The organism is Pseudoalteromonas sp. APC 3250, assembly GCF_030407915.1.
Lineage (GTDB): Bacteria > Pseudomonadota > Gammaproteobacteria > Enterobacterales > Alteromonadaceae > Pseudoalteromonas > Pseudoalteromonas tetraodonis.
On sequence record NZ_JASDCM010000009.1, the window covers coordinates 63,338 to 88,929 of the forward strand.

A 25,592-nucleotide genomic window follows, 5' to 3' on the forward strand; every position below is an offset into this window, starting at 1 on the left:
AAATCTCCGTCACGGGTTATGGATTAAGGCGCTTGATTTCACCCTCGATAAGCGTCACTTTTTGCCCATCGTGTAAAAAAGCCATTCCCGCATTAACAATTTGCTCCCCTTCTTTTAAATCGCCTTTAATTTGCGCTTTCTGCGCAAAAAACGTTACTACGTCCACGGTTATTTTTTGTAAAACATAACCTGCTTGTTGTGATTCAGCTTGCGCTGTAGGTACCAGCTTAAAAACAAAATGCTGATTATTTTCTTGCGCCATAATGGCACTTACAGGTACTACAAAAGCATCTGTGGCTTCCTGCTGTTGTTTAAATTGTACTTCAGCACTCATACCCGTTCTAATGTCTGCAACATCATTTTCAGATATTTTTAAAATAACAGGAAACGCATTCGCGCCTTGAGCAGCTGTGCCAATTTCTTTAATTTTGGCATTCAACGTTTTATCTAATGCTGAAATAGTTACCTTAGCAGGCTTATCAATAGCTAATGAGGAGAGAATCGCTTCAGGGGCAAGGATAGAGACTTCAAAATTTTCTTTACCTTGAATTATAAATGCAGATGTATTTGGGCTTACCTGTTGTGAAGGTTCAATATTACGTTTTGAAATAGTCCCTGCATAGGGCGCAATTAGCGTGGTATCTTGTAACTCTTCTTTTGCCATCGCTAGTCGAACTTTAGCAATCTCGACTTTATCTTTGGCACTCTCATATTGCGACTTTGCTACATCGTATTGCGCGCGTGACACAGCGCCATCATCAACCAGTGATGCTTTGCGCTCAAAGTCCTGCTTAACATTTAGCAGCATAGCCTTCGCATTAGAGACCTGCCCTTCGCCCTCTTGCACTGCCAATAAATATTTTGTTTGTTCCAGCCTAGCTAACGGCTCACCTTCTTTAAAAGCCTCACCAATTTCAAAAAAAACGTCTTCGACCTTTCCGCTAACCTCAAACATTAAAGTGGCTGTGTTAGCAGGTTGGATAACACCTGATAAAATACGACTATCAAACGATTTAGTTTTATTTAACTCTATGACAGAAACAGGTTTTAATTTTTGCTCAGAAACAGGCTCTTCAGAGCACCCTGACAACATAAAAATAATAACTAAACAAACAACTATATGGTTCATAATTTCCCTTGATAAATAGTGTATTCGAACTGATTGTACCACCAAACTAAACCACAATCAGTCTTCACTATGAGCCATCTGATTTAAAGTATGGCTAACATTGTTATCACCCTGAAAGCTTGGGTATAATGCAATATTCCGGCTGTATTTTTAGCCTCTAAATTGGATCTCCACATGAAAAAACTATCTGCTGTGCAAGTAAAACAACAAGCTCTCGTTCTCAATGTTGCTGACAAAATAGAAGAGCAAGGCCGTGCTGAAATCCCAGGTATGCTGCAATGCTGGTTTGATGTGGAATATCATTTATTTCCAGGTTCTTTACTAATGTGTTTTCAATTTGAAAACCAACAAGCATTAACAGCCGCAGAGCCAGAGCTATTAAAATGGCAAAAGCGCTTAAGCGGTGCCATGCTCAAAAAAGGCGTAATTTTAAAAGATATGCGCAAACATTTAGTATTTACCCTAAAAGGACCAGACGACTAAACCACTTATTTTGTAAGCGCACTCTACTTTGGTGCGCTCTCCAAATTAAACTCATTAACGTGTTCAATTAGCTCAGGAAAAAACGCTAAAAAGAGCTCATCTAGCTCACTATAATGGCGGATTATATCTTCAGCGGTGCCTGCAAAATTGTTAGTAAAGCGAATTCGTTTAGCAATATTATCAAGCGCCCGCCCAACCCCATCAATGCTTTCGTACTCCTTAAACCAATCGTTTTTCGTCATACTGGTTACTACACGCTGCATTTTCTGTGGCATTACAGGTATACGCCTGTCCAAAAGGTCATAACTGGTGTGCTTAAAATCAATTAGTGATTGGTTATTAAACTGCTGCCAATGCGCAATAAGAAAATGATCAAACACCACATCAACTGCCACACCTGCAAAGCGCCTGCGCTTGGCTGAAAAAAGCTGCTTAGCTTCTTTTACTAGAGGATGTGTGTCAGTAAATTTATCCACTAAATAATGGTTATCTAGCGCACTTTTTACAGTTGTAGGTAGATGCGTTACCTGTCGTTGGCCACCAAAATCTCCCAGCAAATTGCCAAAATGAGAATCAGCCGTAGGCTGTGCTAAATAAAGGTGGGCTAAGTAATTCATTGGTTGCCAATATAGATTAATATACCAAACTCAGATAGTTTTAAATTCAAACACGTAAAAAGATGGAACGCAGTTCCACCTTTATACATTTTAGATACTGATAGCGCATTCTAAAATATTACGCTTTTGAAACCTTGCTTGCACCAGCATTATCAAGAATTTCTTCAACACTATTTTTGTTATCGCTGTTATATTTAACACCGACGAGTATTGAACCTTTCTCAATTGCGTCTTCATAATACTTAATTTCATGTTCTGGAATAAATGCGCCGATTGCTGCGCCTAAAGTCCCACCAACGGCAGCACCTGCGCCACCAGCTGCAAGTGCTGAAACCAAAGGACCTGCAACTAATAAGCCGGCACCACCAGAAGCGACTGCTCCAACAGCGGTAAAACCACCAATAATTGCCGCTAACACGCCACCAGATGCAGCGCCCAACAAACCGCCCTCTGCAGCTTTGGTCCCTTCATCTACAGCAAAGTCTTCCTTTGTATACGAGTCGTTAGCGACAATGCTTATATCCGCCTCACTTACACCTAAAGCTTCTAATCTATAAATTGCTAATGTTGCTTGTGATGCATTATCGAATAACCCAGTAATAACAGTACTCATAATAACTCCTTTATTTGTTTAAGAAAGTACGCTTAGTAATTAGCAACATTTAAACCAAAGTTTTAATCCTTTAAAATCAAATAGATAAATAAAAAAGCAGAGTGAAGCTCTACGTTTTAAAGTAAAAGTTGCTAGAAGTTGTAAAAAGTTCACACACATAGGTATCACTCAAGCGATTGAAATATGAGTAGAATTACAAAGAGACTAACGTTATTAGCATTGTTCTTCTAAAAATATCAACAACCCACGTTCATAGCGACTCAGGTACTTAGTCTTACGGGGTAGTTTGTCTAAGTTATTAAAGTCCTTTAGAGCTTCCTTGCCTCCTTTACACAGCTCAATCAACTTTGGATGAATATATGAATTACGAGCTATTGCTGGGGTATTCCCTAAATTACTTGAAACGCTATCTAACATATCTTTAAGCGAAAGCTGGCCGTTTGATTTATGTAAGACTTCAAATGCCAAAACACTGGCCCGCCATGTTCTAAAATGTTTTGCACTAAACTGCTCGCCCATAACACTTTGAATAAACTCATTCACCTCTTTGGAGGTAACATCACAATACTCGCCTTCATCGATATATTGGAATAAGCTCTGCCCAGGCAAATCTTGCAACTGCTGTATGATAGAGCTAAGCACTTTATCTGTTATGTTCACTTCTCTTTGCTTACCGGATTTTGCTTTATACTTTAAGCGAATATTTTTACCCGTTAGTTTTGCATGCCGGCTACGCAATGTTGTAGCACCAAAACTATTATTATGTTTGGCATTTTTTTTAGAGCCAACGCGCAGGGCTCCAAGATCCATTAAACGTACAACGGCTGCAATTGTGCGCTGGTAATCAAGCTCATTACCTCGCAAATATTCCGATAGTTTTGCTCTTAACAAAGGCAGTTTATTTCCAAATAAAGCACATGCTTCAAACTTTTTAAGCTCTTGCTGCTCCCTAAACTCGGGATGATAAAAGTATTGCTTGCGGCCTTTGCTGTCGTAGCCAGTAGCTAAAATATGCCCATTTTCCTCTGGACATAACCATACATCTTTGTATGCGGGGGGAAAAGCGAGATTGTCTAACCGCTTTATTTCATCGTTATCATGTATTTTCTTTCCTGCAGGATCATAATAAACCCATTGGTTTTCATGCCTCTTTCGAGTAATGCCCGGCAAGTTATCATCGACATAAATTAGTTTCATTTTATTCCTTTAAATTTTTGTAATCCTCAAATAAAACGGTGCCATCAATAACAAGGGCTAGTTCTCACTAGCCCTTGTTATACGATTTATCGACTCCAATACCTAAGGTTACGAATTTTTGAGACAAACTCACTTGCGGAAATTTTATTTAAATCCAACCAGCCATCATCAAGTTGTCCATTTAAACCAGTAGCCTCGATTAAAGGAGCTGCTTTATCACTAAAGCCGATATACTTCATATGTGCATAAGCATCACTGACAAAATCTTTCGCCTCCGGTATTTCAGCAAGCTTTTTGGCGCCTTCATTAGTGGTAAGCAGAACTATTGCGTCGTAAAGCACCGAAGGTCCGCCATTAATAACTTGATCGGCCTCAACAATCTCGCCCTTACTATTTTTAGCACCACCAACTTGAGCCGCAATAACTTCATGGCTTGCACCTTCCTCTTTAAGGCTTTGTATTAATAAATTAAAGGTTTCAGCATCAAAACCATCACTTACTAATATACCAAGCTTCCTGCCTTTAAATGTATTTGGCGCATTTTTTAAAATGCTTAGCGCATCAGACACTGGTAAATCTTGACGGGTATCAAGCGCCGCTTCTGCCGCATCTGGCATAGTTTGTAAACCTAAACCCAATGCAACTTGCTCAGCAAGCTTGTTATCAATGTTTAACAGATGAGAAACCACGCGCTCTCTAATACGTAAATGCTCTACTTTAGATAACTCAAAAATTAAAGCGTCTTGAATATGCGTTTGCTCAACGTCGGTTTGACTTAAATAAAATTGTCGTGCTTGGCTATAGTGATCACTAAATGTTTCTGAGCGATAGCGTAATTTACCACCGTCAGTTTCAGATTCTGAGCTTTTGAATCCGTGTACAGGGCACTCTCGCGGGTTGTTTTCACCCCCGCTGAATGAATTAGGTTCGTAGTTAACCCGGCCTTTAGGGTTCTGCATTGCCATGTGGCCATCTTGAAGAAAATGTCTCATCGGGCATTTTGCTGCATTAATAGGAATTTGTGTGAAATTAGGCCCACCTAGGCGTTTGGTTTGTGTATCTAGGTAAGAAAAATTACGGCCTTGCAATAAAGGATCAGGAGTAAAATCAAGTCCTGGTACTATATTCTGTGTGCAAAATGCAACCTGTTCGGTTTCTGCGAAGAAGTTGTCTACGACTCGATTGAGCACCATTTTACCAATAATTTTAACTGGTACTTGCTCTTCGGGTATCAGTTTAGTGGCATCAAAAACATCGAACTCGAACTCTTCAGCAAATTTTTGATCAAATACTTGAATGCCCAACTCCCATTCTGGATAGTCTCCACTATTAATTGATTCCCACATATCACGACGATGAAAATCAGGATCAGCGCCATTTAATTTCAATGCCTCATTCCAAACCACTGACTGCATACCGCCTTTAGGTTTCCAGTGGAACTTAACAAATTTTTCTTCACCTTGTGCATTAATAAACTTAAAAGTATGAACGCCAAATCCTTCCATAAACCTTAATGAGCGCGGGATAGCTCTATCTGACATTGCCCACATAACCATGTGCATGGATTCTGGCGACAAACTTACAAAATCCCAAAAATTATCGTGGGCTGTTTGCGCTTGTGGAAAACCACGATCTGGTTCTGCTTTTGCGCTATGTATAAGGTCGGGAAACTTCATCGCGTCTTGAATGAAAAAAACTGGGATATTATTGCCTACCAGATCCCAATTACCTTCCTGCGTATAAAACTTAACGGCAAAACCTCGCACATCACGTGCTAAATCAGGCGATCCCTGATTACCCGCCACTGTTGAAAAGCGTGCAAAAACAGGTGTTTTTTCACCTTTACGTTGAAAAATATCAGCAGAAGTCAAATCATCTAAAGCATCATACGTTTCAAAGTAACCATGTGCTCCATACCCTCTTGCGTGAACAACTCGCTCAGGAATTCGCTCGTGATCAAAGTGAAACAACTTTTCTCGTAACACATGATCTTCCAATAGTCCTGGTCCGCGTTGACCAGCTTTTAATGAATTTTGATTATCACTGATAGGGCAACCTTGTGCGGTTGTCATTACGGGATGGTCTTTATTAGCTTTTTGATGAAGCTCTCCTGCATGTCCTTTATTATTTGCGTACTTAAATGACTCTGCCATAACTTTTCTTCCTTATATGATTTTTTGATTGCTATATTTTTAAAGGGTTAAAAAACAACAACCAAGCAAAAAAAAGACCATATCTAAATAGCTTTAAAATCAATAGCTAAGAAAGGAATGAAAATATTTTACCAATACAAACTATAAAAATTACACAACTAATGTAAGCTTTCCCCAGAGCATCATTTTATTCTGATTTTCATTATTACTGTATTTTTACAATGATAGATTTAGTGAGGACTTTGTCTTTATTGAGGGCTCAGAAAGGTTTGAACGTAAATGTTACTCGGCTTTATTCTTATTTAAAATAGCGTTCTGCTTTTGTACATGTCAGTTTAGGTAATAAAAATTTACTCGCTTTATCTGGGCATAGTTTCTTTAAACGGCTTACTGCATAACGCCCACACCTTGATAAAGTATATAACTCTTATTTTTCAGTAACACCTAGCGCAGATTGATAACTCAACTGATAAAGCACCTTAAGCAATAACATCTGTCTCTGCGGATGAGTGATAGATTTAACCGAGTAAATTACTATATAAACAATATAAAAGATTTTTAAAAAATGATAAAAACATCTTTATTCCTTTAAAAACGCATCTAATAGTGATTATTTAGTCAATTACCTAACTCAGTTATGCGCTGCATTGATATTAAAATATTGATGCTAATATACTTCAAAACTATCCAATCAATTACAATTGTATTTTAATAATTCAGTAAAGAGTCAGGCCAATTTTGTTATCACTGTTGTTGCATTTTTTCGGTGCTGCATGAGTCATAAAACGCCTTGCTTAGCCTTTAATACAAAATGCTATTTTCTATTGTAACCAGGGCTACTCACGCATTATGACAACAAGCTTTTTAAGTCAATCACAACAGGTCGCACTGCAACAAGCACTTATCAACAGTAAACTGTTAAACAGCGACGTAGTAACGAGTGATAACCCACCATCACAAGAACAACAAGCCTATGGCTGTATCGCTGTAATGCTCTATCGCTTTAATTTACAAAAAATCAAATGGCCCTCTTTTTTAAAAGCAGCTATAAACACTACAAGTAATGAGTGCTCGTGGTTAACCCGCGAACTTGCCAGGTGCCAGCAAAGCTACAAAGCCCAGCCTAATGACGCTGCAATAATTGAACAAAGCGCATTTTTTTGTGGCATTTTTAGCGAAGAACTCGCTTATATTGACACTTTACTTGGAACAGATGCACAGCCTGAATAGAGTGATGGGGCAAGCATCGTTAAGCCTGCCCCAAGGATAAATTAAAAGCTATATTTTAAGCTCAGCTTATAATTAACTGGCTCACCGGGTTGAGTCCAAATTGCAGAGTAAGAATTTGAGTAATATTCTTTATCAAGCACGTTATTAATGTTCAGTTTTACCATCACATCTTCATTAACGTTGTAAGTTGCGAACAAATTCACCAACGTATACGAAGGTAAGTAATACGAAGGGTCTATGGTTTCGCCTAAGCGCTCCCCCTCATACTGAACAGCTATACCAACGCTTGCATTTAAATCGATTAAATCATTTAATTCTCTTTTAATACGCGCATTTGCACTGTGTTTAGGAATATTAAGTAAAGGGCTACCTTTTGGTAATTTTACCCACCAATCTGTATTAACCGTGTCGTTTGCTGTTTTTGCATCGGTGTAGGTATAGGCAAAATCAAATGACGTGCGCTCTGTAATATAACCGTGTAAATCAAACTCAACGCCTTCGCTAGTTACCTCGCCTAACGCCGTCGACACGCCTGCTTGCAAATCTGTGGTCAACATATTGCTTTTTTCGGCGCTAAATACTGTAAAGCTACCATTTAGGGTATCGGTGCTAAATTTAACACCCGCCTCAATAGAGGTTGTTGATTCTGGCTCAAATGCATCACCATTTATATCGTAACCACTGTTTGGCCTAAAACCTTCCGAGTAACTGCTGTAATACTGTATGTCGTCTGAGTAAGCATACACTAAGCCTACTCGTGGGCTAAATGTACTCTGATTGCTTTTAGACTGACTTTGATTAATGTGATTATCTATTTGCTGATCAAACCAATCATAACGACCGCCTACTTGTACTTTCCACTGCTCAGTGAGGTCGATTTGATCTTGAATATAAACCCCGTAACTGTGCTGTACTTCAGTGCTGTTAAATAAAAGTGAGCCTTCGGGTGCTGTTTGCCCATACTCGGGGTTATACATATTGATTGCATAGCGCGTATCTTCAAGCGTAGGGCGGTATCTGTACCAGAGTTTGTCAAAATCAAACTTGCTGGCATCTGCGCCAATTAATAAGTGATGGGTAAACCCAGCAGCAGTAACGCTACCACTTAGCTCAGTGCGCGCTGAGATGTTTTTAGTTTGAAAATCACGCTCGTTATGTTGCCGACTTAAGGTTTCGCCATCAGTAAAATAAAGCTGCCTGCTAGGGGCGAGTTCAGCATCACTCGATTCGCTTATAAATTTAGAATCGCTATAGCTAAGCCCATTTAAAAGTGACCATTGCCCTATTTGATGCTCAAAGGTCAGTTGATGAGAAATCGCATCAACCTCTGTTGGTTCATCGCTTGGCTCACCTAAAAACGTTTCAATAGGTAATGCGTCTATCTTCCCATCTAGAGCAACTATACCACGGTCAAACGTCACACTCTGATCAACATATTCTAGTTCATAATTTAATTTTGTTGTGTCGGATATTAACCAAAGAACTGAAGGTGTGATCACTGTTTTTTTATTTTCGTGGTAGTCTCTAAAACCCTCACCATCTTCAATTGCACCGTTTATTCTAAAAGCAACTTGATCATTAATTGCATTAGTGTAGTCGCCTTCAGCGCGATAACTTTGCCAGCTCCCTGCAGATACTTTCAAAGAGCCTTGTTCTTCAAACTGTGGCTTTTTAGTGATGATATTAATAGTACCGCCAGGCTCAGAACGGCCATAAAGAGCTGAGCCAGGCCCTTTCATCACTTCTACATAATCAATATTGCTAGTATCGCGGGTACCACTAAAACTTCGACCCGATGAAAAACCATTAATTAAAAAGCCTGAAGGAATATTCTCATCGCCTACTAACCCACGTATTGCAAAGCTTTCCCACAATCCACCAAAATCATTTTGTTCAGAAATACTCGGCGTTAAATCAAATATATCGGTGAGTGTAGTCACTCCTGCGTCATCGAGGTTTTCTGCTGATATAAACTCAATACTTTGTGGTTGCTCGCTTAAAGGCACATCGCCACGAAAAGCTTGTCTAACCCCCGAAACCGCTATTTTCTCAATGTTATCTGATGCTGAAGCTGCGTATACAGAAGGCGCTAAAATGGTACTTATAGCAATTGTTAGGGCTGATATTTGGTATCGATTTATTAAGTTCATTCTATCTCTTAGATATCATACAAGCTTAATCGGTTAAGTTTTCACTAAAAAATTTTTTAACTAGAGCCGATTAAACAAGCACGAAATGCAAATGGTAATAATTGTTATTTGCAATAATATACAAGCAGAATAAAAAGAGCTACCCTACAGCAACAAATTTTACAAAGTTATTAGGGGTTGTTTTTATTTTTGAGTTAAACGTATTCAACATCGAAAAATAAATACCTCCTTAAATTTAGAGAAAAAATGAAAATATTACCTTTCGCCTGCATGGCATTAGTCACTTCAATATCAAGCGCATACAGCGAACAAGCACAGGCTCATGCAATATGGTTTGCAGAGCGCTCATCACAGGTAGCCTTTATATATGGCGAAGGCGCACAAGATTTAGATACCGTAAAACGACAAAATAAAATTAAAAGCATTACTGGCTATAATAAAAACTGGCAACTAAAAAACGTAAAACTTATTGAATCAGGGCCTATGATGCTGCTAAGTGATAAAAGCGTTTATGCGGTTACTGGTATGCTCGATAATGGGTTATGGAGTAAAACAAAAGAAGGTGAATGGTTTGCTAAAGGTCGAGATGAAATCCCCAATGCACTATTAAGCGAACATACTAAAAAGTACTCAGTACATTTGCGTGGCCCGCTTGCCCAAGTACCTGCACTTAAAAATCAGCAATTACAAATCCTACCTGTAGGTAACGAATTTTCAGATCAAAAAGGCGCAATAGTCAGCTACAGCATAACTTTCAATAGCAAAGCGGTTCAAGGCGCTAAAGTAATCAATGATTTAGTAAACGACCCAGATCAAGAGCCAATAGTTAGTAATGATGACGGCTTGGTCACATTGCCATTGCGTAACCAAGGCTTAAACGTAGTAGCCGCAATCTATGACGAAAAAAGCACAAATTTAAATGTATTTGATAAAACAGAGCATTTAGCCACACTCTCATTTGTTTTACCCCATGCTGCAGAGTAAAAGCAAACCTCGCCGCTCAACATTAAACAGCCATCTAACCAATATGTTTTATGTTGGCTAAAGAGTAACTTGTTAATTAATAGGCATAAAAAGTGGCAAATTATATTTATATAACTTGCCACTTTCTTTAACGTATCACTGCCCTAATGGTTGGATTTTCTCTTTTAAAACATCCCGTATATAGAGCATCTGCACTGTGACAATAATTGATACTGACAACGGCGTTGAAAGCGCCAAGCCATGAATTCCAAACATAGCGCCCATCAATAATTGCCCACCAAGCATAACTGCTGGCGGCAATGAAACAGCTGTTCTTTGTACAAACGGTGTTATTACATTACTCTCGAGCACTTGTACAACACCGTACACGACTAGTACATACGCAGCTTGGGTTGGGCTATTGAGTAACGCGACTAATACCGCAGGTATCAAAGCGGCAATAGGCCCTATAAATGGCACAAATGATAACAAACCCGCAAGCAATGCCAACGCCATTATCAATTTCATATCAATAAGCCACAAACCTAACGCGGTTAAAAGCCCGACCACAATCATTGATGTTGCACGGCCCATTAACCATAACTTCAATGCATAATATACACTGTGCATTACTTCATTTATGCGGCTGCGTTTATCACTTGGAAATAAAAATAGCACCCCTTTTTTATAAGGTTCAGGGTGCAGTGCGAGGTAAAAACCAATAAATAAAATAACAAATATATCAGCAAGTGAACCAAATAAAGTAGAAAAGACCCCGGAAACTTCCCCCATCAGCTTTCTTGGTGAAAGTGGTGCTTGTTCCCATTGCCCTTGCGCCCACTGAAGCAGAGCCTCGCCCCACTCTTTACCCTTCAAGTAACCTTCTAACTGTTTTACCCCACCAGTTATTTGCTCTCTAAGCTGTAACAACTGATCCATAATAGCGGGACCAACCAAGTAGCCAGCAAGTATTAATAACCCCAATACGGTAGCAGTAACAAGCAGTACCAGTCCCCATCTGGGTAAAGGTAGCCAACGCTGTAACAGGCTCGCAAGCCCTATTAAAAAAACACCAAATAAAATCCCGCCAAATATAAGCAATAACACATACGATAATTGCCACAGCAGCATAAATAAGCCTATTGCTAAAGCTGTAATGCCAATGGTTGCTAATAGTCTGCGAATATAGTTGCTATCAGAGCTCATTGCTTCTCCCTTTGCTTGGTATGGCATGCACTTAATAAAGTTAATGCCTATACATTCAATGCAATTAAAATTTTGCAAAGTACAGTTTTATCAGTTTTAGTGCTTTTTTAACAGTCTCCTATATAAAACGGCTCGTTTTGTTATGAAAGAAAGACACCGTTTACAGGCTCAATTGATATGGCTGAATGCGTGAGTGAGGCTGAAAATCATACTGACACTAAACGATGACAGAGGCGATAACCAAAGGCTCAAATTTATAGGGCGTTCTCTACCCAAGCCATAGCGCGTATTCTCACCAATCGAGGCCATTACTAGGTCCATAGCCATATTTAAATTGGTTTAAAAAGTAACAACACTTGGTTTTTTGAATAAAAACATCAAGAAAACACAGCAGCCTGCTTGAATGGAAGTTTCTAATGGGTGACCCCTTTGATTCTCAAGGTAGCAAGTAAAACCATTACCTCGATTATAGCTATTTAGGTAGCTAACCACTTTCTAAAGTCACTTGTACGTGTTTTGCTGGTGATTAGTGGCTCACTCATATGTTGCAAGTTAACTGCTAATGTCTCTTTAGCATAGCTTTCAAATGAAAGTACATAATTAATATTCACTATTTCACTGCGGTTAACTCTAAAAAAGCGACTTGGGTCGAGCTGAGCTTCTAGCTCGGTCATTGAGTTGCCCGTAAGCAAATGGTGCTTGCCATGATTATCATAGGCTGACAATACGCCCGAAGTGGCGCGAATGCAGACCACATCTTCTGTTTTGAGAATATCGACCACCTGACCTTTTTTTAAAAAGAAGCGACTTTTATAGCGTTTAGTTGCTACTGCATTAGGCTTGATAGTATTGACGAGATTGCGTCTCAGCTGCTCATAATTACTCATAGCACTAACAAAACGCTTGTAGGTAAATGGTTTAAGTAAATATGCTACGCCCTGATTATCAAATGCTTGCGTCCAAAACTCATTGTAAGAGGTGGTAAAAATAATAGGGCATGGTAAGTCAACTTCGTCAAAGGCACTAAATACTTCCCCATCCAACAGTTCTATATCTGAAAAGATTAAATCTACCTCAGGATCGTTCTGTAAATAGTCAATTACCTCTGCCACCTGAGTGAGTACTTTAATCACCTCACATTCTGCTGAATACCGTGTAATATAACCACTTAATTTTTGTGCCGCTAATGGCTCATCCTCAATTATAACAACTTTCATAACGCCACTTCTGATGTCATTGGTACAGTGAGTACAAACGCTGATTCGTTCTTCTCTATGTGAGACTGCCTATTAAAAACCGCCTGACACTGAGCTTGCAAATGCGTTAATCCAAGCCCTGTTGACGTGGGTTTATATTCTTTTTCGTTTAAATTATTGGTTACCACAATGTCATCTACTTCTACGTTTATGTGAATATCGAGGGGGTTATCAACCGTGGCACCATTATGCTTAACCGCGTTTTCAATTGCCAATTGTAGCGAACATGGGATCACATAACGGTTTGCTAAAAGCGCGTTATCCACATTTATACGCAACCTATAAAGGCCATTAAATCGCGTTTCAATCAAAGCCATGTAATCTTTAATAAACACCAGCTCTTTAGCCAGAGGTACTAAGTTTTTTGACTTGTTTTCTAATATATAGCGGTAGATGTTGCTAAAAGTCTCTAAGTACTCTTCGGCTTCTTCAGGGCTCTTTAATATCAACGCCGATAACACATTCAAATTATTAAATAAAAAGTGTGGATCAATATGTTGCTGTAAGGTTTTTACTTGGCTATCTAACAAAGCCTTTTCTTTATTTGCCAAAGCTGCTTGTTGCGCCTGCAAACGGGTAACCAATTCGAATGCGATACTGTACGCAGCGACTAACATGTGTAACAACGAACTCATGCCAAAAGTAGCAATAACATGCATAGAGTCAACTTTTTGAATACCGATCAGACTCTCTAAATACGTAATAAATACCGAAATGCATAAGGTAAATACCACATTACTCACGATGAACACCTTAGAGATGTAACTCACCAGTGACTGCTGTTTCTGCTTTAGTGTTCGGTATACCTTGAGTGTTAACCACTGCGCTATCACACACTGTAAAAACATCCAAACCGGCGCGTCAAAGTGAATAGTTAACGACTCACCTACAGGGGTGCTCAATAGCGCTGCGTACAATACGATTAAAAATGAAAATATAAATAAAACTAGGTAGTTAACACTCTTAGGCATAATATATTTCCTTTTTTTATTCTGCTATTGAATCAGGTAGGCTCATAATAACCTTTCCACTCTTATCTAGAAACTCTAGCTTGGCTTCACCCGCTTTGGTCACCACCATTTGAATACGCTTCTGACCGTTAGCATCATTCAGTTGCAAGCGTGAATCACCATTTAGTGTGCCATAAAAGGCTCTTCGTGCGCCAAGTAGTTTATTATCTGTTAGATATTTTTCAATCTCTTGCATCGTTTCAATGTCTTCTCTCTTTTGGGCTTCGAGGTAGCGATTGGTCATTTCAAAATCTAAGTCTGTGTTTGGTCTGTCCATGACTGTCAAACCACTGATCATGTAATTTTCCATCTCGATGTGTTGCATCATCAAGGTTTGGTCTTGGTTATAACGGTCGAACGACATATGTAAGCCATGATTCACTTTATCGTTTACCTTTTGCCCTCTAAAAATAAGCCCGCCGTTTTCAGTGCCTTCGTCGTTATAAAAGATCATCCCTGGTCGAGGGCTATCAGACTTGAACACTTCTTTGCCATTTTTAACACCTCCGGGTGACTTATCAGAATTAGCCAATACCATACGGTTTAAACCGTTCTTCTCTACAATATTGATGCGCTCAACACTGATCTCTTCAAACTCAGTGGCTTTAGGTTGAAAAAAGCCAACATAACTGGCAAGCGCTACCATTGTTACTGTTAAACCAAGGTTGATACGTTTTTGTGTTTTAAGCTGGTTATCTAGCTGTGTATTATTCATTGTTTTACCTATCTTGTGTTGTTTTTTTATTAGAATAGCCAGATAGGTTTATCGGTAATACGCAAAAACTATAAGCAGCGGAAGCTTTCAAATAAGAGGGGGATAAATAGCAACAAAGTAAAACAATGGCGATAAATACACATAGTTACTCATCAGTTCAACTGGACTGACATTGGTACTAAACGATGACTGAGGCAAAAGCCAAGGGCCTTAATTAAAGTGATCTAATTCTCATAGCCCTCTTTATCCAAGCAATTGTGCATATTCACGACAATCGATGTCATTGCTGGATGCGTAGTCATATTAAAATAGAGTTAAACAGAAAGAACACTTGGTTTTTGAATAAAAAGATCAAGAAAACACAGCTGCCTGCTTGACCGGAACTTTCTAATGGGTGAGCCCTTTGGTCTTTCTATGGACTATATACAATTAAAAAATGCTATTAGCCGTTACGGATATAACTGTATTAATAACAATACTGACTATATAAGCCCCTATAAAAAATATAGCGAATGCTGAAACGGCCCCACCTCCTGTATATCCGGCCTTAGCTTTTTCTACCATTAAAACATAGATGCTCAGCCCTATACTCACCTTAAACCATAGCCAGTAGTCATTACTAAATAACGGTATTGCTGCAAAAGCAAAGATCGGTACTAGTATTTTACCTTCTTCGTTTTTGTGTAAAAAATAAAAAGCTAAAATAGCAATATATAAAAATGGCGTTACATCATTCATATAAACAACTTCCTTGTAAATATAAAATTAAAATAAATAAATTTTAACTATTGTACTTATTCATCAGTACTAAGCACTTAATAAATAGAGTTTAAAATAAGAACACTTGGTTTTTGAATAAAAAGATCAAGGAAACACAGCTGTCTGCTTGACCGGAACTTTCTAATGGGTGCCCCCTATTCGATTGGAAAATATAATTTTGTAATAATTCGAAGGATCAAGTTTTACTTCTTACCTAGACCAATTATTAATCATTAATCTCACGTTTAACCCCCTCCCCCGTCATCACGCCCTGAAAATAAGCAATTGATGAGTAATATCGCGCATGGATGCGCGGTAAGGCGAAACTAGGCCATGGATGGCCTATCTTCGCCGTTTACGTTCACATCAATTGTGTTTTGAAGGAAATAGCGTGATACTCGGGTGCGCTGAGAGTGTCCAGAGAGGGACCAGCGGCAGCCCCTCTTTGGCTGCCGTCGCCAGCGCGACAAAACCTTGAATAAGGTTTCTATTTCTAGAAGTGCTAAACATATTCGCGTTATCTGTAATAGTAATTCCAAGCACCTATTCAAATACTTATTCGGGCTATCGCCCGCACGTCAGCAAGCTAAACGCCTACAAGAAATAACACATACTCTTGGCTTTAGAGCGAGTAAGTATATTTGGGATTTGTTGGGTTTCGTTTCACTCTTCCCAACCTAGAGGAAATACAGAGGGTCAGGTCTTGTTTCTTGCCAAGACCAAACACCAATCTCACGTTTAACCCCCTCCCCCGTCATCACGCCCTGAAAATAAGCAATTGATGAGTAATGTCGCGCATGGATGCGCGATAAGGCGAAACTAGGCCATGGATGGCCTATCTTCGCCGTTTACGTTCACATCAATTAATTATTTGAAGGAAACAGCGTGATGTTCGGGGCGCCGTGGGGTTCCAAGGGGAGGTCGGCGGTAGCCGCCCCTTGGTTGCCGCCAGCAATCTGGCAAGAAACCTTGAATAAGGTTTCTAATTTAGGTCACGGATTTATCCAAGCAAAAGTTAGCAACTTGCAAAAAAAACAATCAGCCAAGTTGATACAACTTTTTGGGCTAAAGCCCAACCTACAAACCACGCACGCCAGCAAGCTCAGCGCCTACGGTGATACCTATTATTCCTGTGTTAAATCACACATGCCTAAAGAGCGACCTACATACAATGCATATTTACGTGCTTGGGAGATGGTAATGATATTGGAGAATCGTTGGGTTTCGTTTCACTCAACCCAACCTACATAAGTATTTGAAATGGTTTTTCACCACATACAAAAAAGCCGTTGCATTGCTGCAACGGCTTTTTAACTTTGATAAATCCCACTCTACAGTGGAACTTACTACCCATTAAAGGTCAAAAATTAGTCCCTGCTCTTAGTCGCGATAAGTCTCAACCGCTGGGCATGAACAAACTAAATTACGGTCGCCGTATACATCATCGATACGTGTAACCGTTGGCCAGAACTTGTCTTTAGCTACTGCTGGTACTGGGAAGGCAGCGTAAAAACGGTCATACGCGCGGTCCCATTCATTACCTAACACATCAGCTTGTGTGTGTGGTGCAAATACCAGTGGGTTGTTTTCGATAGACCATTCACCTGAAATGATTTTATCAATTTCACCTTTAATCGATACCATCGCTTCGATAAAGCGATCAATCTCGCCCTTAGACTCAGATTCAGTTGGCTCAATCATTAATGTGCCCGCTACTGGGAACGACATTGTTGGTGAGTGAAAACCGTAATCTTGTAAGCGCTTAGCAACGTCCATTTCAGTAATGCCTGAGGCTTCTTTTAATGGGCGTAGGTCAATAATACATTCGTGGGCAACGCGATTGTTACGGCCACGGTATAAAATTGGGAAGTGCTTGCTAAGCTCATTGCTTAGGTAGTTAGCATTTACAATCGCCATTTCTGTCGCTTGTTTTAAGCCCTCAGAGCCCATCATGGCAATGTAAGCCCATGAAATAGGTAAAATAGCGGCAGAGCCGTAAGGCGCTGCCGATACTGCGCCGTTACCAGCATTAGTACCTGGTACGTTAATTACGCTGTGGTTTGGCATAAATGGCGCAAGGTGCGATTTAACACCAATTGGGCCAACACCCGGGCCACCGCCACCGTGTGGAATACAGAAGGTTTTATGTAAGTTTAAGTGCGATACATCTGAGCCAATAAAGCCTGGGCTAGTAACACCCACTTGCGCGTTCATGTTTGCGCCATCCATGTAAACTTGGCCACCATGCTGGTGAACAATTTCACATAACTCACGAATTGTTTCCTCGTATACACCGTGTGTAGATGGGTACGTTACCATGGCACATGATAGATTTTCAGACACCTCAGCAGCTTTGGTTTTTAAGTCTTCCATGTCGATGTTGCCGTGTTTATCACAGTTAACAACCACAATTTTCATGCTCGCCATTTGTGCCGACGCTGGATTAGTACCGTGCGCAGAGCTTGGAATTAAACATACATTACGGTGCGCATCCCCTCGTGACTCGTGGTATTTACGAATGGCGATTAAGCCTGCGTATTCACCTTGTGCACCTGAATTTGGTTGCAATGAAACTGCGTCGTAACCGGTAATGTTAACTAGCCAATCGTGTAGCTCGTTAATCATTATTTGGTAACCTTCTGCTTGGTCTAGCGGGCAGAATGGATGAAGGTTAGCAAATTCAGGCCAGGTAATTGGGATCATTTCAGCGGTCGCGTTGAGTTTCATGGTACATGAACCTAACGAGATCATAGAGTGATTAAGCGCTAAATCTTTGTTTTCAAGACGCTTAATATAACGAAGCATGTCTGTTTCGCTGTGGTAACTGTTAAAGTTTGGATGCGTTAGAATTTCATCATCACGCACTAGGCTTGCAGGAATAGAGTCACTGCCATTTGCTTCAACATCCGCGGCAATTGCATCTACGCTTAGGCCGTGGCCTTCGCCTAAAATAATATCAAATAACTCGGCAATGTCTGCACGTGTTGTGGTTTCTGATACTGAAATTGAGTACTCGCCCGCATGGTTAGCAGCAAAGTTAACACCTTTAGCCACAGCACGGGCAATCACGTCGGCTTTGTTTTCATCAACAACAGTTAATGTATCAAACCAAGTAGTGTGCTTAAGTGCCACGCCTTTTGCTATTAAGCCAGTTGCTAAAATATCAGCAAAACGGTGTATACGCTGCGCGATGGTTTTTAAGCCTTGCGGGCCATGGTATACCGCGTAAAACGCCGCCATGTTCGCTAGTAATACTTGCGCAGTACAAATGTTTGAGTTGGCTTTGTCGCGACGAATGTGTTGCTCACGGGTTTGCATTGCCATACGCAGTGCATCGTTACCTAAACGGTCTTTTGATACACCAATAATACGCCCTGGTAATGAACGTTTGTAAGCATCACGTGTTGCAAAAAATGCAGCATGTGGACCACCGTAACCCATAGGCACACCAAAACGCTGAGCAGAGCCAAGTACTACGTCGGCGCCCAATTTACCTGGTGCTTTTAATAGTAATAAGCTCATGATATCGGCTGCCACACAGGCAATCGCTTTTTTGCTTTGTACGCCAGCAATTAGGTCAGTTATATCAACAATTTCGCCTGATGTTGACGGGTATTGAAATAACGCACCAAAAATGTCGTGGTTCACGGCATCAGCGGCTTTACCTACAATAATTTCAAAACCAAATTGCTCTGCTCGGGTGCTCACTACGTCAATGGTTTGCGTGTGTACGTCGTCGGCAATAAAGAATGCATTGGCTTTTTTAGCTTTAGATACACGTTTTGCAAGGCCCATTGCCTCGGCTGCAGCAGTTGATTCGTCAAGCAGTGAAGCACTTGCTAAATCTAGGCCGGTAATGTCTAAGGTCATAGTCTGGAAATTTAATAGTGACTCTAAACGCCCTTGTGCAATCTCTGGCTGATACGGTGTGTACGCTGTGTACCAACCCGGGTTTTCAAGTACGTTACGTAAAATTACGTGCGGTACGTGAGTTGGGTGGTAGCCTTGGCCAATATACGATTTGAAAACTTTATTTTTGCTTGCTACTGATTTTAAGTAGCTTAATGTTTCAACTTCGGTGCGGCTTTCGCCGATATTAAGACCTTGCTCAAGACGAATACCAGCAGGTACAGTTTGACCGATCAGCTCTTCAACGCTCGATACTTCAAGAGCGCTAAGCATGTCGTTTACTTGCGCTGGGCTTGGCCCAATATGGCGGCGAATAAAATCTTGCTTTTGCTCTAATTGTTCAAGAGATTTGGCGTTTGACATGTGTCCAGATTCCTATGATCCTAAATACTAATGGGTAACTAGTATTGATTAAAATATGTGATGATTTGGCAACTTACTGAGTATGGTAATAAGCTGTAAAATCATAAAAGCCCCAATGTTTTAAATAGAGGGGCTTTTAACTAACTAACGATTACTCTTCGTCAATAGTGTGTGCGTAGCCTTCTGCGTCGAGCAAGTTATCAACTTCAGATTCGTCAGATGCTTTAATGCGGAATAACCAACCGTCGCCGTAAGCGTCGTTGTTTACTGTTTCTGGAGAATCTTCTAGCTCTTCGTTAATAGCAACAACTTCACCGCTAATTGGTGCGTAAATGTCTGACGCCGCTTTTACTGACTCTGCTACTGCACAGTCTTCGCCTGCATCGACTACGTCGCCTACTTCTGGTAATTCAACAAATACCATGTCGCCAAGCAGCTCTTGGGCGTGCTCAGAAATACCAACAGTGTAAGTGCCGTCGCCTTCATTACGAACCCACTCGTGTGAAGGTGCGTATTTTAACTCGCTAGGGATATTGCTCATTTTGTTTCATCCTTTGGTTTAGATTGGGAGAATACCAATAAATGAGGGTGACCTATTTACTGGTATAACCAAATTATTTAGATTATTGATTTACCGTTACGTACAAAGCCCGATTTAACTACTTTTACGTTAACTAATTTTTTACGCATTTCTACTTGAGCTGTGTCGCCGGTTGAACGTGGCACACGTGCTAATGCAACACTATAGCCCAATGTTGGTGAGAATGTGCCAGATGTAATAACACCTTCGCCACCATCAACAATTACTTTAGAACCACTGCGTAGTACGCCTTTTTCTTCAAGAATAAGACCTACTTGCTTGTGAGTACTTTTTTCTGCACGTTGTTTTACCAAAACATCACGACCAATAAAGTCACGATCTTCTGGTTCCCATGCAATAGTCCATGCCATGTTAGCTGCCAGTGGTGATACGCTTTCGTCCATATCTAGGCCGTAAAGGTTCATACCTGCTTCTAAACGTAGTGTGTCGCGCGCGCCTAAGCCCGCAGGCGCTACACCGGCATCAAGCAATTGCTGCCATAAATCGGCTGCTTGCTCGTTTGGTACTACAATTTCGTAACCGTCTTCGCCAGTATAACCTGTTGTAGCAATAAATAAATCACCGGCTTGAACACCAAAAAATGGCTTCATGCCTTCAACTGCAGCTTGCTGGTCTGCGTTTAAAACCTGGGCAGTTTTAGCGCGTGCATTAGGGCCTTGAACCGCAATCATGGCGAATTCTGGGCGCTCAGTAACCGTTACTGCAAAGTCACTCGATACCTTAGCTAAATGTGCTAGATCTTTTTCACGGGTCGCTGAGTTAACCACTAAGCGATAAAATGTTTCGCTAAAGTAGTAAATAATTAAGTCGTCAATTACACCACCTTGCTCGTTAAGCATGCCAGTGTAAAGCGCTTTACCTGGTACGGTTAACTTAGCAACATCGTTAGCTACTAGCTTGCGTAAAAACGCTTGTGCTTGCTCACCTTGTATATCAACAATGGTCATGTGTGATACGTCGAACATACCCGCATCGTTACGTACGGCGTTGTGTTCTTCTATTTGTGAGCCGTAGTTAATTGGCATTTCCCAGCCATGAAAATCAACCATTTTTGCGCCGGCTTCAATGTGCTTTGCATGTAATACTGTTTTAGAAGTCATAATATTCCTTCACTTTTAAATTAACCCATGTGTGTGGGCGTGGCCTCAATTAAATGAGGGGAATAACATGGTAGCCATTAATACGCCTACCAAATTGTAATCTTTAACAAAAATATGTTTAACGAATTAAATGGCTTAGGCGTTAGTAACACTAAAGCCTTGTTGCTGCATATACTGTTGCCACTTATCAAGCGTAGGCGTTTTAGCAATCACTATAAACTGCTGCTCGTTGTTTTTATCTACCGCGGTAACAAACACTTCGCCACTTTGCGCGCCATAACAAAGCTGCGCATCAGCAAGGCGTAAGCCAGGGGTTAATTTAAACGCATCAACTAAGGTATCAAAGGCGTTGCTACCGGTTAAGGTAAAGGTTGCTAAATCGGTGCGTACCACAAAGTCGATATCGTATCTAAGCTGTTGCTCGTTAATGAGTGCTTGTAATTGCAGGCTGGCATTTACTGGGAGTACAAATCGAAAGGCGGTTTCGCTAAAGTAGAAAACGGCGTAGCTAAAATCAGAATTTAAATCGCCATCCAATGTGCCCTTAAAGCCAAAGCCACTGGCGGTTAGTTTGGTGAGGTCATGACCTAAAATAGCACTTAAAAATACCGATGCTTCACTGCCGCTAAAATCAATAACAACGTGGCTGTTATTAGCTTGTAAGGCATTAATAACCGCGCTGTTAGCGTTGCTATGGCGGGCAAACATTATCGGGTTAAAAGTCATAACAAATACCTATCTATCTTTAATAGCAAAAGTATATTGCGCAAGGCTTACAACAACAAATTGTAATTACTTATCAATTGATAAATAATACTTATATATATAGCCATATAAATAGTAATTTTAAATATGAAAAACATTTCAACCGACAGTTTACGCACATTTGTTATGGTGGTTGAGGTAGGTGGATTTGCCAAAGCAGGCGATTTACTTGGCCTTTCGCAACCGGCGGTAAGCTTACAAGTAAAACGTTTAGAAGACTTATTAGGCTATAAATTATTTAAAAAGCAGGGGCAACGCCAAGTACTTAATCAATATGGTGAACTGTTACTGCCTATGGCAAAACAAATGGTGCAACATAACGATGCCATTTTACAGTTATTCACCTCAGAAAGTGTCACTGGTAAAGTGCGCTTAGGGATCCCTAGCGAATTTGCAGCACGTATTTTACCCTCTATTATTGGCGACTTTGTGGCGCTCTACCCTGATGTATCGTTAGAAGTGAAGTCACGTTTGAGTAAACACTTACTTTCGGATGAGCGCCAAGATCAATTTGATTTAGTACTGGCGCTAAATGAGCAGCTTGACTCAGAAAAGTTCCCTATTTTTATTCAAGACCAATTAGTGTGGGTTGGCGATCTTTCAATGGCGCAAAATGAAACCGTTACCTTAGTAACAGCGCCTGAGGGCTGTATTTATCGCCGCAGAGCAACCCAAGCGCTTGAAAAAGCAGGTATTAAATACCGTATTGTTTACAGCAACGCCGATTTAACCGGTTTAATTGCGGCATTAAAAGAAGGTTTAGGTATTACTGTATTGGCAAGAAGTACGGTGCCGAACGATTTAACCTATCAATTACACACTAAACATTTACCTGCGCTTGGTAGCATTGGCATTAGTTTAGTTAAAACTGCCCGCGAACCTGAAAACGCCGTGTTTAAACTCGCTGAGTTTATTAAACTACGCTTAGGCTACCCCACTGCTTAAATAACCTGAACTCTGGATAATAAATCTATCTCAAGCAGCGTTCAGGTTAAATTAACCGCCACCAGCCAATACATTATCCCTGTTTTTATAAAACAAAAATAAACACCTAGTTAAAAATGTTATAAAAACAGCCTGTTTTTACGACAAATGCAAACAACAGTAAAACTTAATAATATTGATTCTCATTCGTTAACATGTTTAAATTACGCCAATTTCAGTAGTTGAACTATTTTTAGGGTAATCAATGTCACATAAATTTTTAGTTTCTTCGTTAACTGCAGCTGTTGCGCTGTCTTTGAGCACAACAGCAATGGCAAAAGATACTGACAAAGTTGAGCGTAACTTTGAACAAATTACCGTTATTGGCTCACAAGCCGCTATTAACGATATTCCAGGATCTGCTACGTTTATTTCAGATGCAGAATTGCAAAAATTCGAATTTACCGATATTTCTCGCGTGTTAGCATCTGTACCAGGTGTGTACGTGCAAGAAGAAGATGGCTACGGCCTGCGCCCTAATATTGGTATGCGCGGTACAGGTACTGGCCGTAACGACAAAATTTCTGTGATGGAAGACGGCGTACTTGTTGCTCCGGCTCCTTACTCTGCGCCATCGGCTTACTACTTCCCTACTATGGGTCGTATGGAGTCAATTGAAGTGCTAAAAGGCGCTGCCTCTGTTAAATACGGCCCGCGTACAACCGGTGGTGTATTAAACTTACTTTCTCGCAGCCTGCCAACTGAGCCAAATAGCTCAACAGGCATGCTAGATGCAGCCCTTGGTAGCGATGGTTACTACAAAGGTCACGCTTACTTCGCAAAAGAAAAAAATAACACTGCAGGCTTAATTGAAGTGTTTTCTTACGGCGCTGATGGCTTTAAAGAATTGCCAGTAGGTGATGACAACACTGGTTTTGAAAAAAACGACGTACTGGTAAAGTTTGGCCATACCTTTGGTGAAAACGATGCGCATAACATTGAGTTCAAAGTAAAGTACTCTGAAGAAACATCAGACGAAACCTACATGGGTTTAACCGATGCCGATTACCAACAAAACCCGTACCGTCGTTATGCGGCATCGCAAAATGATGAAATGAACACTCGCCACAATGCATACCAAGTAAACTATGCATACCGTTTTGGTGAAGGTTATGAAGTTTTAGCAACCGCTTATCTAAACGACTTCCACCGTAACTGGTATAAAGCAAGCAGTGTTGGTTCAAGCACACTTGAGCAATACAGCGAGTTTGAAGCAAACCCAACAGCTGCCGGTATTGAAAACATCGGTGTTAAAGCCAATAACCGTGACTACCAAGCCAAAGGTGTGCAGTCTGAATTACACATCCCAGCGGGCGCTCACTACATTACGGTTGGCGTACGTTACCACGAAGACGAAATGGATCGTTTCCAGTGGGAAGACAAATACACGCTTAATCAAGATTTAAGCATGACTCTTACCTCACAAGGCGCTCCAGGCTCTAACAGCAACCGTTTAGACAGTGCAAAAGCAAGCACGCTATTTATTCAAGACGAATGGACAATGGATGCATTAGTAGTGAGTGCTGGTCTTCGTTATGAAGACATAACTATTACCCGTGAAGAGTGGGCTAAGTCAGATCCAACCCGTAGCCTAGGCTTAACAAAAGATATCTCTAACGATACTGAAATTTTAGTACCGTCTTTAGGTGCTACTTACACACTTAACGACAATGTTACGTTACTTGCTGGTATTCAAAAAGGTTACGCCCCTGCAGCACCGGGTAATGCCGACCAAGACGAAGAAGAAAGCGTCAACATCGAGTTTGGCTCTCGTTTTAATGCGGGCGGTTTTAATGGTGAAGTAATTGCGTTTTACTCTGATTACGACAATATGCATGGTAACTGTACTGCATCAGTAGGTTGTAATGACGATAACATTGGTGACCAATACAACTACGGTGAAGTAGAAGTATCGGGCTTTGAATTTAGCGCAGGTCGTACGTTTAATACTGCATCGGTTGCGTTCCCAGTAAAATTAACTTACACCTACACAGATTCAGAATTTAAAAACACGTTTGATTCAGAAATTTGGGGCTCAGTAGAAAAAGGCGATGCAATGCCTTACGTACCTGAGAACCAGGTTGCTTTATCGTTTGGCGCAGAAGTGAATAACTTTGTGGTAAATAGCCAAATACGTTACGTGTCTGATGCACATGCTGATTTAACTAACTCAGGCTTAAATGCGATTGATAGCCGTGTTGTATGGGATTTAGCTGCTAAGTACTTAATCGACGAAAACCAAAAAGTATACCTAAGCGTAGATAACTTATTTGATAAAACCTACATTGCTAACCGTGCAAATGGCGGTATTCAACCTGGTAAGCCACGTTCAGTACAAATGGGCTACTCTTACAGTTTTTAATAAAGTGCTAACTTAAAAGTACAAAAA

Annotated in this window: 20 protein-coding genes; 5 read left to right on the top strand and 15 right to left on the bottom strand. The window is 40.5% G+C overall.

Features of this window, described 5'->3' with window-relative positions:
- Positions 1-16: 16 nt before the first annotated feature.
- Entirely contained in the window at positions 17-1,129 is a 1,113-nt protein-coding gene (locus tag QL986_RS11160; protein ID WP_138687067.1) for an efflux RND transporter periplasmic adaptor subunit, read from the bottom strand.
- A 174-nt stretch (positions 1,130-1,303) separates the two neighbouring features.
- Between QL986_RS11160 and QL986_RS11165 the strand changes: the two genes are divergently transcribed.
- Positions 1,304-1,612 (top strand): hypothetical protein, encoded by a 309-nt coding sequence (locus tag QL986_RS11165; protein WP_010390782.1) that lies wholly within the window; start codon positions 1,304-1,306, stop codon positions 1,610-1,612.
- Between the two features lie 23 nt (positions 1,613-1,635).
- On the opposite strand, the gene QL986_RS11170 is transcribed toward QL986_RS11165, so the two are convergent.
- The 4 genes from QL986_RS11170 to QL986_RS11185 form a co-directional block, all read right to left on the bottom strand.
- Positions 1,636-2,229, bottom strand: a complete 594-nt coding sequence (locus QL986_RS11170; protein ID WP_138687066.1) for an ACP phosphodiesterase — start codon at positions 2,227-2,229, stop codon at positions 1,636-1,638.
- Positions 2,230-2,347: 118 nt separating this feature from the next.
- On the bottom strand, positions 2,348-2,842 hold the full coding sequence (locus QL986_RS11175) for a general stress protein (RefSeq protein WP_013464109.1): 495 nt from the start codon (positions 2,840-2,842) through the stop codon (positions 2,348-2,350).
- 213 nt (positions 2,843-3,055) lie between these two features.
- On the bottom strand, positions 3,056-4,039 hold the full coding sequence (locus QL986_RS11180; protein WP_096038167.1) for a DNA topoisomerase IB: 984 nt from the start codon (positions 4,037-4,039) through the stop codon (positions 3,056-3,058).
- A gap of 86 nt (positions 4,040-4,125) precedes the next feature.
- Positions 4,126-6,192 (bottom strand): catalase, encoded by a 2,067-nt coding sequence (locus tag QL986_RS11185; RefSeq protein ID WP_290191536.1) that lies wholly within the window; start codon positions 6,190-6,192, stop codon positions 4,126-4,128.
- A gap of 849 nt (positions 6,193-7,041) precedes the next feature.
- On the opposite strand from QL986_RS11185, the gene QL986_RS11190 reads away from it, so the two are divergent.
- Entirely contained in the window at positions 7,042-7,422 is a 381-nt protein-coding gene (locus QL986_RS11190) for a hypothetical protein (protein WP_290191537.1), read from the top strand.
- 41 nt (positions 7,423-7,463) lie between these two features.
- On the opposite strand, the gene QL986_RS11195 is transcribed toward QL986_RS11190, so the two are convergent.
- Positions 7,464-9,572: a TonB-dependent siderophore receptor gene (locus QL986_RS11195; protein ID WP_024601236.1), complete on the bottom strand. Its 2,109-nt coding sequence runs from the start codon at positions 9,570-9,572 to the stop codon at positions 7,464-7,466.
- Positions 9,573-9,818: 246 nt separating this feature from the next.
- On the opposite strand from QL986_RS11195, the gene QL986_RS11200 reads away from it, so the two are divergent.
- A complete protein-coding gene (locus QL986_RS11200) occupies positions 9,819-10,556 on the top strand; it encodes a DUF4198 domain-containing protein (RefSeq protein WP_024601235.1) in 738 nt (245 codons plus the stop codon).
- A 135-nt stretch (positions 10,557-10,691) separates the two neighbouring features.
- Here QL986_RS11200 and QL986_RS11205 read toward each other — a convergent pair whose 3' ends face one another.
- The 9 genes from QL986_RS11205 to QL986_RS11245 all read right to left on the bottom strand — a co-directional run bounded on the left by QL986_RS11205 (position 10,692) and on the right by QL986_RS11245 (position 22,180).
- Complete coding sequence (locus QL986_RS11205; protein ID WP_024601234.1) at positions 10,692-11,741, bottom strand: AI-2E family transporter; 1,050 nt, start codon at positions 11,739-11,741, stop codon at positions 10,692-10,694.
- Between the two features lie 476 nt (positions 11,742-12,217).
- Entirely contained in the window at positions 12,218-12,958 is a 741-nt protein-coding gene (locus QL986_RS11210) for a LytTR family DNA-binding domain-containing protein (RefSeq protein WP_024601233.1), read from the bottom strand.
- Positions 12,955-13,968 (bottom strand): histidine kinase, encoded by a 1,014-nt coding sequence (locus tag QL986_RS11215; protein ID WP_024601232.1) that lies wholly within the window; start codon positions 13,966-13,968, stop codon positions 12,955-12,957. The genes QL986_RS11210 and QL986_RS11215 overlap by 4 nt, the downstream gene beginning before the upstream one ends.
- 16 nt (positions 13,969-13,984) lie before the next feature.
- Complete coding sequence (locus QL986_RS11220; protein ID WP_024601231.1) at positions 13,985-14,722, bottom strand: hypothetical protein; 738 nt, start codon at positions 14,720-14,722, stop codon at positions 13,985-13,987.
- A 429-nt stretch (positions 14,723-15,151) separates the two neighbouring features.
- Positions 15,152-15,460, bottom strand: a complete 309-nt coding sequence (locus QL986_RS11225) for a hypothetical protein (protein WP_024601230.1) — start codon at positions 15,458-15,460, stop codon at positions 15,152-15,154.
- A gap of 1,401 nt (positions 15,461-16,861) precedes the next feature.
- Positions 16,862-19,753 (bottom strand): aminomethyl-transferring glycine dehydrogenase, encoded by a 2,892-nt coding sequence (gene gcvP, locus QL986_RS11230; RefSeq protein ID WP_290191538.1) that lies wholly within the window; start codon positions 19,751-19,753, stop codon positions 16,862-16,864.
- Positions 19,754-19,904: 151 nt separating this feature from the next.
- Positions 19,905-20,294: a glycine cleavage system protein GcvH gene (gene gcvH, locus QL986_RS11235; protein ID WP_013464091.1), complete on the bottom strand. Its 390-nt coding sequence runs from the start codon at positions 20,292-20,294 to the stop codon at positions 19,905-19,907.
- Positions 20,295-20,371: 77 nt separating this feature from the next.
- A complete protein-coding gene (gcvT, locus tag QL986_RS11240) occupies positions 20,372-21,454 on the bottom strand; it encodes a glycine cleavage system aminomethyltransferase GcvT (RefSeq protein ID WP_024601227.1) in 1,083 nt (360 codons plus the stop codon).
- A 135-nt stretch (positions 21,455-21,589) separates the two neighbouring features.
- A complete protein-coding gene (locus QL986_RS11245) occupies positions 21,590-22,180 on the bottom strand; it encodes a hypothetical protein (protein WP_138687063.1) in 591 nt (196 codons plus the stop codon).
- 126 nt (positions 22,181-22,306) lie between these two features.
- Between QL986_RS11245 and QL986_RS11250 the strand changes: the two genes are divergently transcribed.
- Positions 22,307-23,164, top strand: coding sequence for a LysR family transcriptional regulator (locus tag QL986_RS11250; RefSeq protein ID WP_290191539.1), 858 nt, complete (start codon positions 22,307-22,309; stop codon positions 23,162-23,164).
- Positions 23,165-23,408: 244 nt separating this feature from the next.
- Positions 23,409-25,565: a TonB-dependent receptor gene (locus QL986_RS11255; RefSeq protein ID WP_076922429.1), complete on the top strand. Its 2,157-nt coding sequence runs from the start codon at positions 23,409-23,411 to the stop codon at positions 25,563-25,565.
- Positions 25,566-25,592: the final 27 nt, after the last annotated feature.

Bases quoted from the DNA above. Each gene is read 5' to 3' on its own strand.
- QL986_RS11160 (WP_138687067.1), bottom strand. From the start codon at position 1,129: ATGAACCATATAGTTGTTTGTTTAGTTATTATTTTTATGTTGTCAGGG.
- QL986_RS11165 (WP_010390782.1), top strand. From the start codon at position 1,304: ATGAAAAAACTATCTGCTGTGCAAGTAAAACAACAAGCTCTCGTTCTC.
- QL986_RS11170 (WP_138687066.1), bottom strand. From the start codon at position 2,229: ATGAATTACTTAGCCCACCTTTATTTAGCACAGCCTACGGCTGATTCT.
- QL986_RS11175 (WP_013464109.1), bottom strand. From the start codon at position 2,842: ATGAGTACTGTTATTACTGGGTTATTCGATAATGCATCACAAGCAACA.
- QL986_RS11180 (WP_096038167.1), bottom strand. From the start codon at position 4,039: ATGAAACTAATTTATGTCGATGATAACTTGCCGGGCATTACTCGAAAG.
- QL986_RS11185 (WP_290191536.1), bottom strand. From the start codon at position 6,192: ATGGCAGAGTCATTTAAGTACGCAAATAATAAAGGACATGCAGGAGAG.
- QL986_RS11190 (WP_290191537.1), top strand. From the start codon at position 7,042: ATGACAACAAGCTTTTTAAGTCAATCACAACAGGTCGCACTGCAACAA.
- QL986_RS11195 (WP_024601236.1), bottom strand. From the start codon at position 9,572: ATGAACTTAATAAATCGATACCAAATATCAGCCCTAACAATTGCTATA.
- QL986_RS11200 (WP_024601235.1), top strand. From the start codon at position 9,819: ATGAAAATATTACCTTTCGCCTGCATGGCATTAGTCACTTCAATATCA.
- QL986_RS11205 (WP_024601234.1), bottom strand. From the start codon at position 11,741: ATGAGCTCTGATAGCAACTATATTCGCAGACTATTAGCAACCATTGGC.
- QL986_RS11210 (WP_024601233.1), bottom strand. From the start codon at position 12,958: ATGAAAGTTGTTATAATTGAGGATGAGCCATTAGCGGCACAAAAATTA.
- QL986_RS11215 (WP_024601232.1), bottom strand. From the start codon at position 13,968: ATGCCTAAGAGTGTTAACTACCTAGTTTTATTTATATTTTCATTTTTA.
- QL986_RS11220 (WP_024601231.1), bottom strand. From the start codon at position 14,722: ATGAATAATACACAGCTAGATAACCAGCTTAAAACACAAAAACGTATC.
- QL986_RS11225 (WP_024601230.1), bottom strand. From the start codon at position 15,460: ATGAATGATGTAACGCCATTTTTATATATTGCTATTTTAGCTTTTTAT.
- gcvP (WP_290191538.1), bottom strand. From the start codon at position 19,753: ATGTCAAACGCCAAATCTCTTGAACAATTAGAGCAAAAGCAAGATTTT.
- gcvH (WP_013464091.1), bottom strand. From the start codon at position 20,294: ATGAGCAATATCCCTAGCGAGTTAAAATACGCACCTTCACACGAGTGG.
- gcvT (WP_024601227.1), bottom strand. From the start codon at position 21,454: ATGACTTCTAAAACAGTATTACATGCAAAGCACATTGAAGCCGGCGCA.
- QL986_RS11245 (WP_138687063.1), bottom strand. From the start codon at position 22,180: ATGACTTTTAACCCGATAATGTTTGCCCGCCATAGCAACGCTAACAGC.
- QL986_RS11250 (WP_290191539.1), top strand. From the start codon at position 22,307: ATGAAAAACATTTCAACCGACAGTTTACGCACATTTGTTATGGTGGTT.
- QL986_RS11255 (WP_076922429.1), top strand. From the start codon at position 23,409: ATGTCACATAAATTTTTAGTTTCTTCGTTAACTGCAGCTGTTGCGCTG.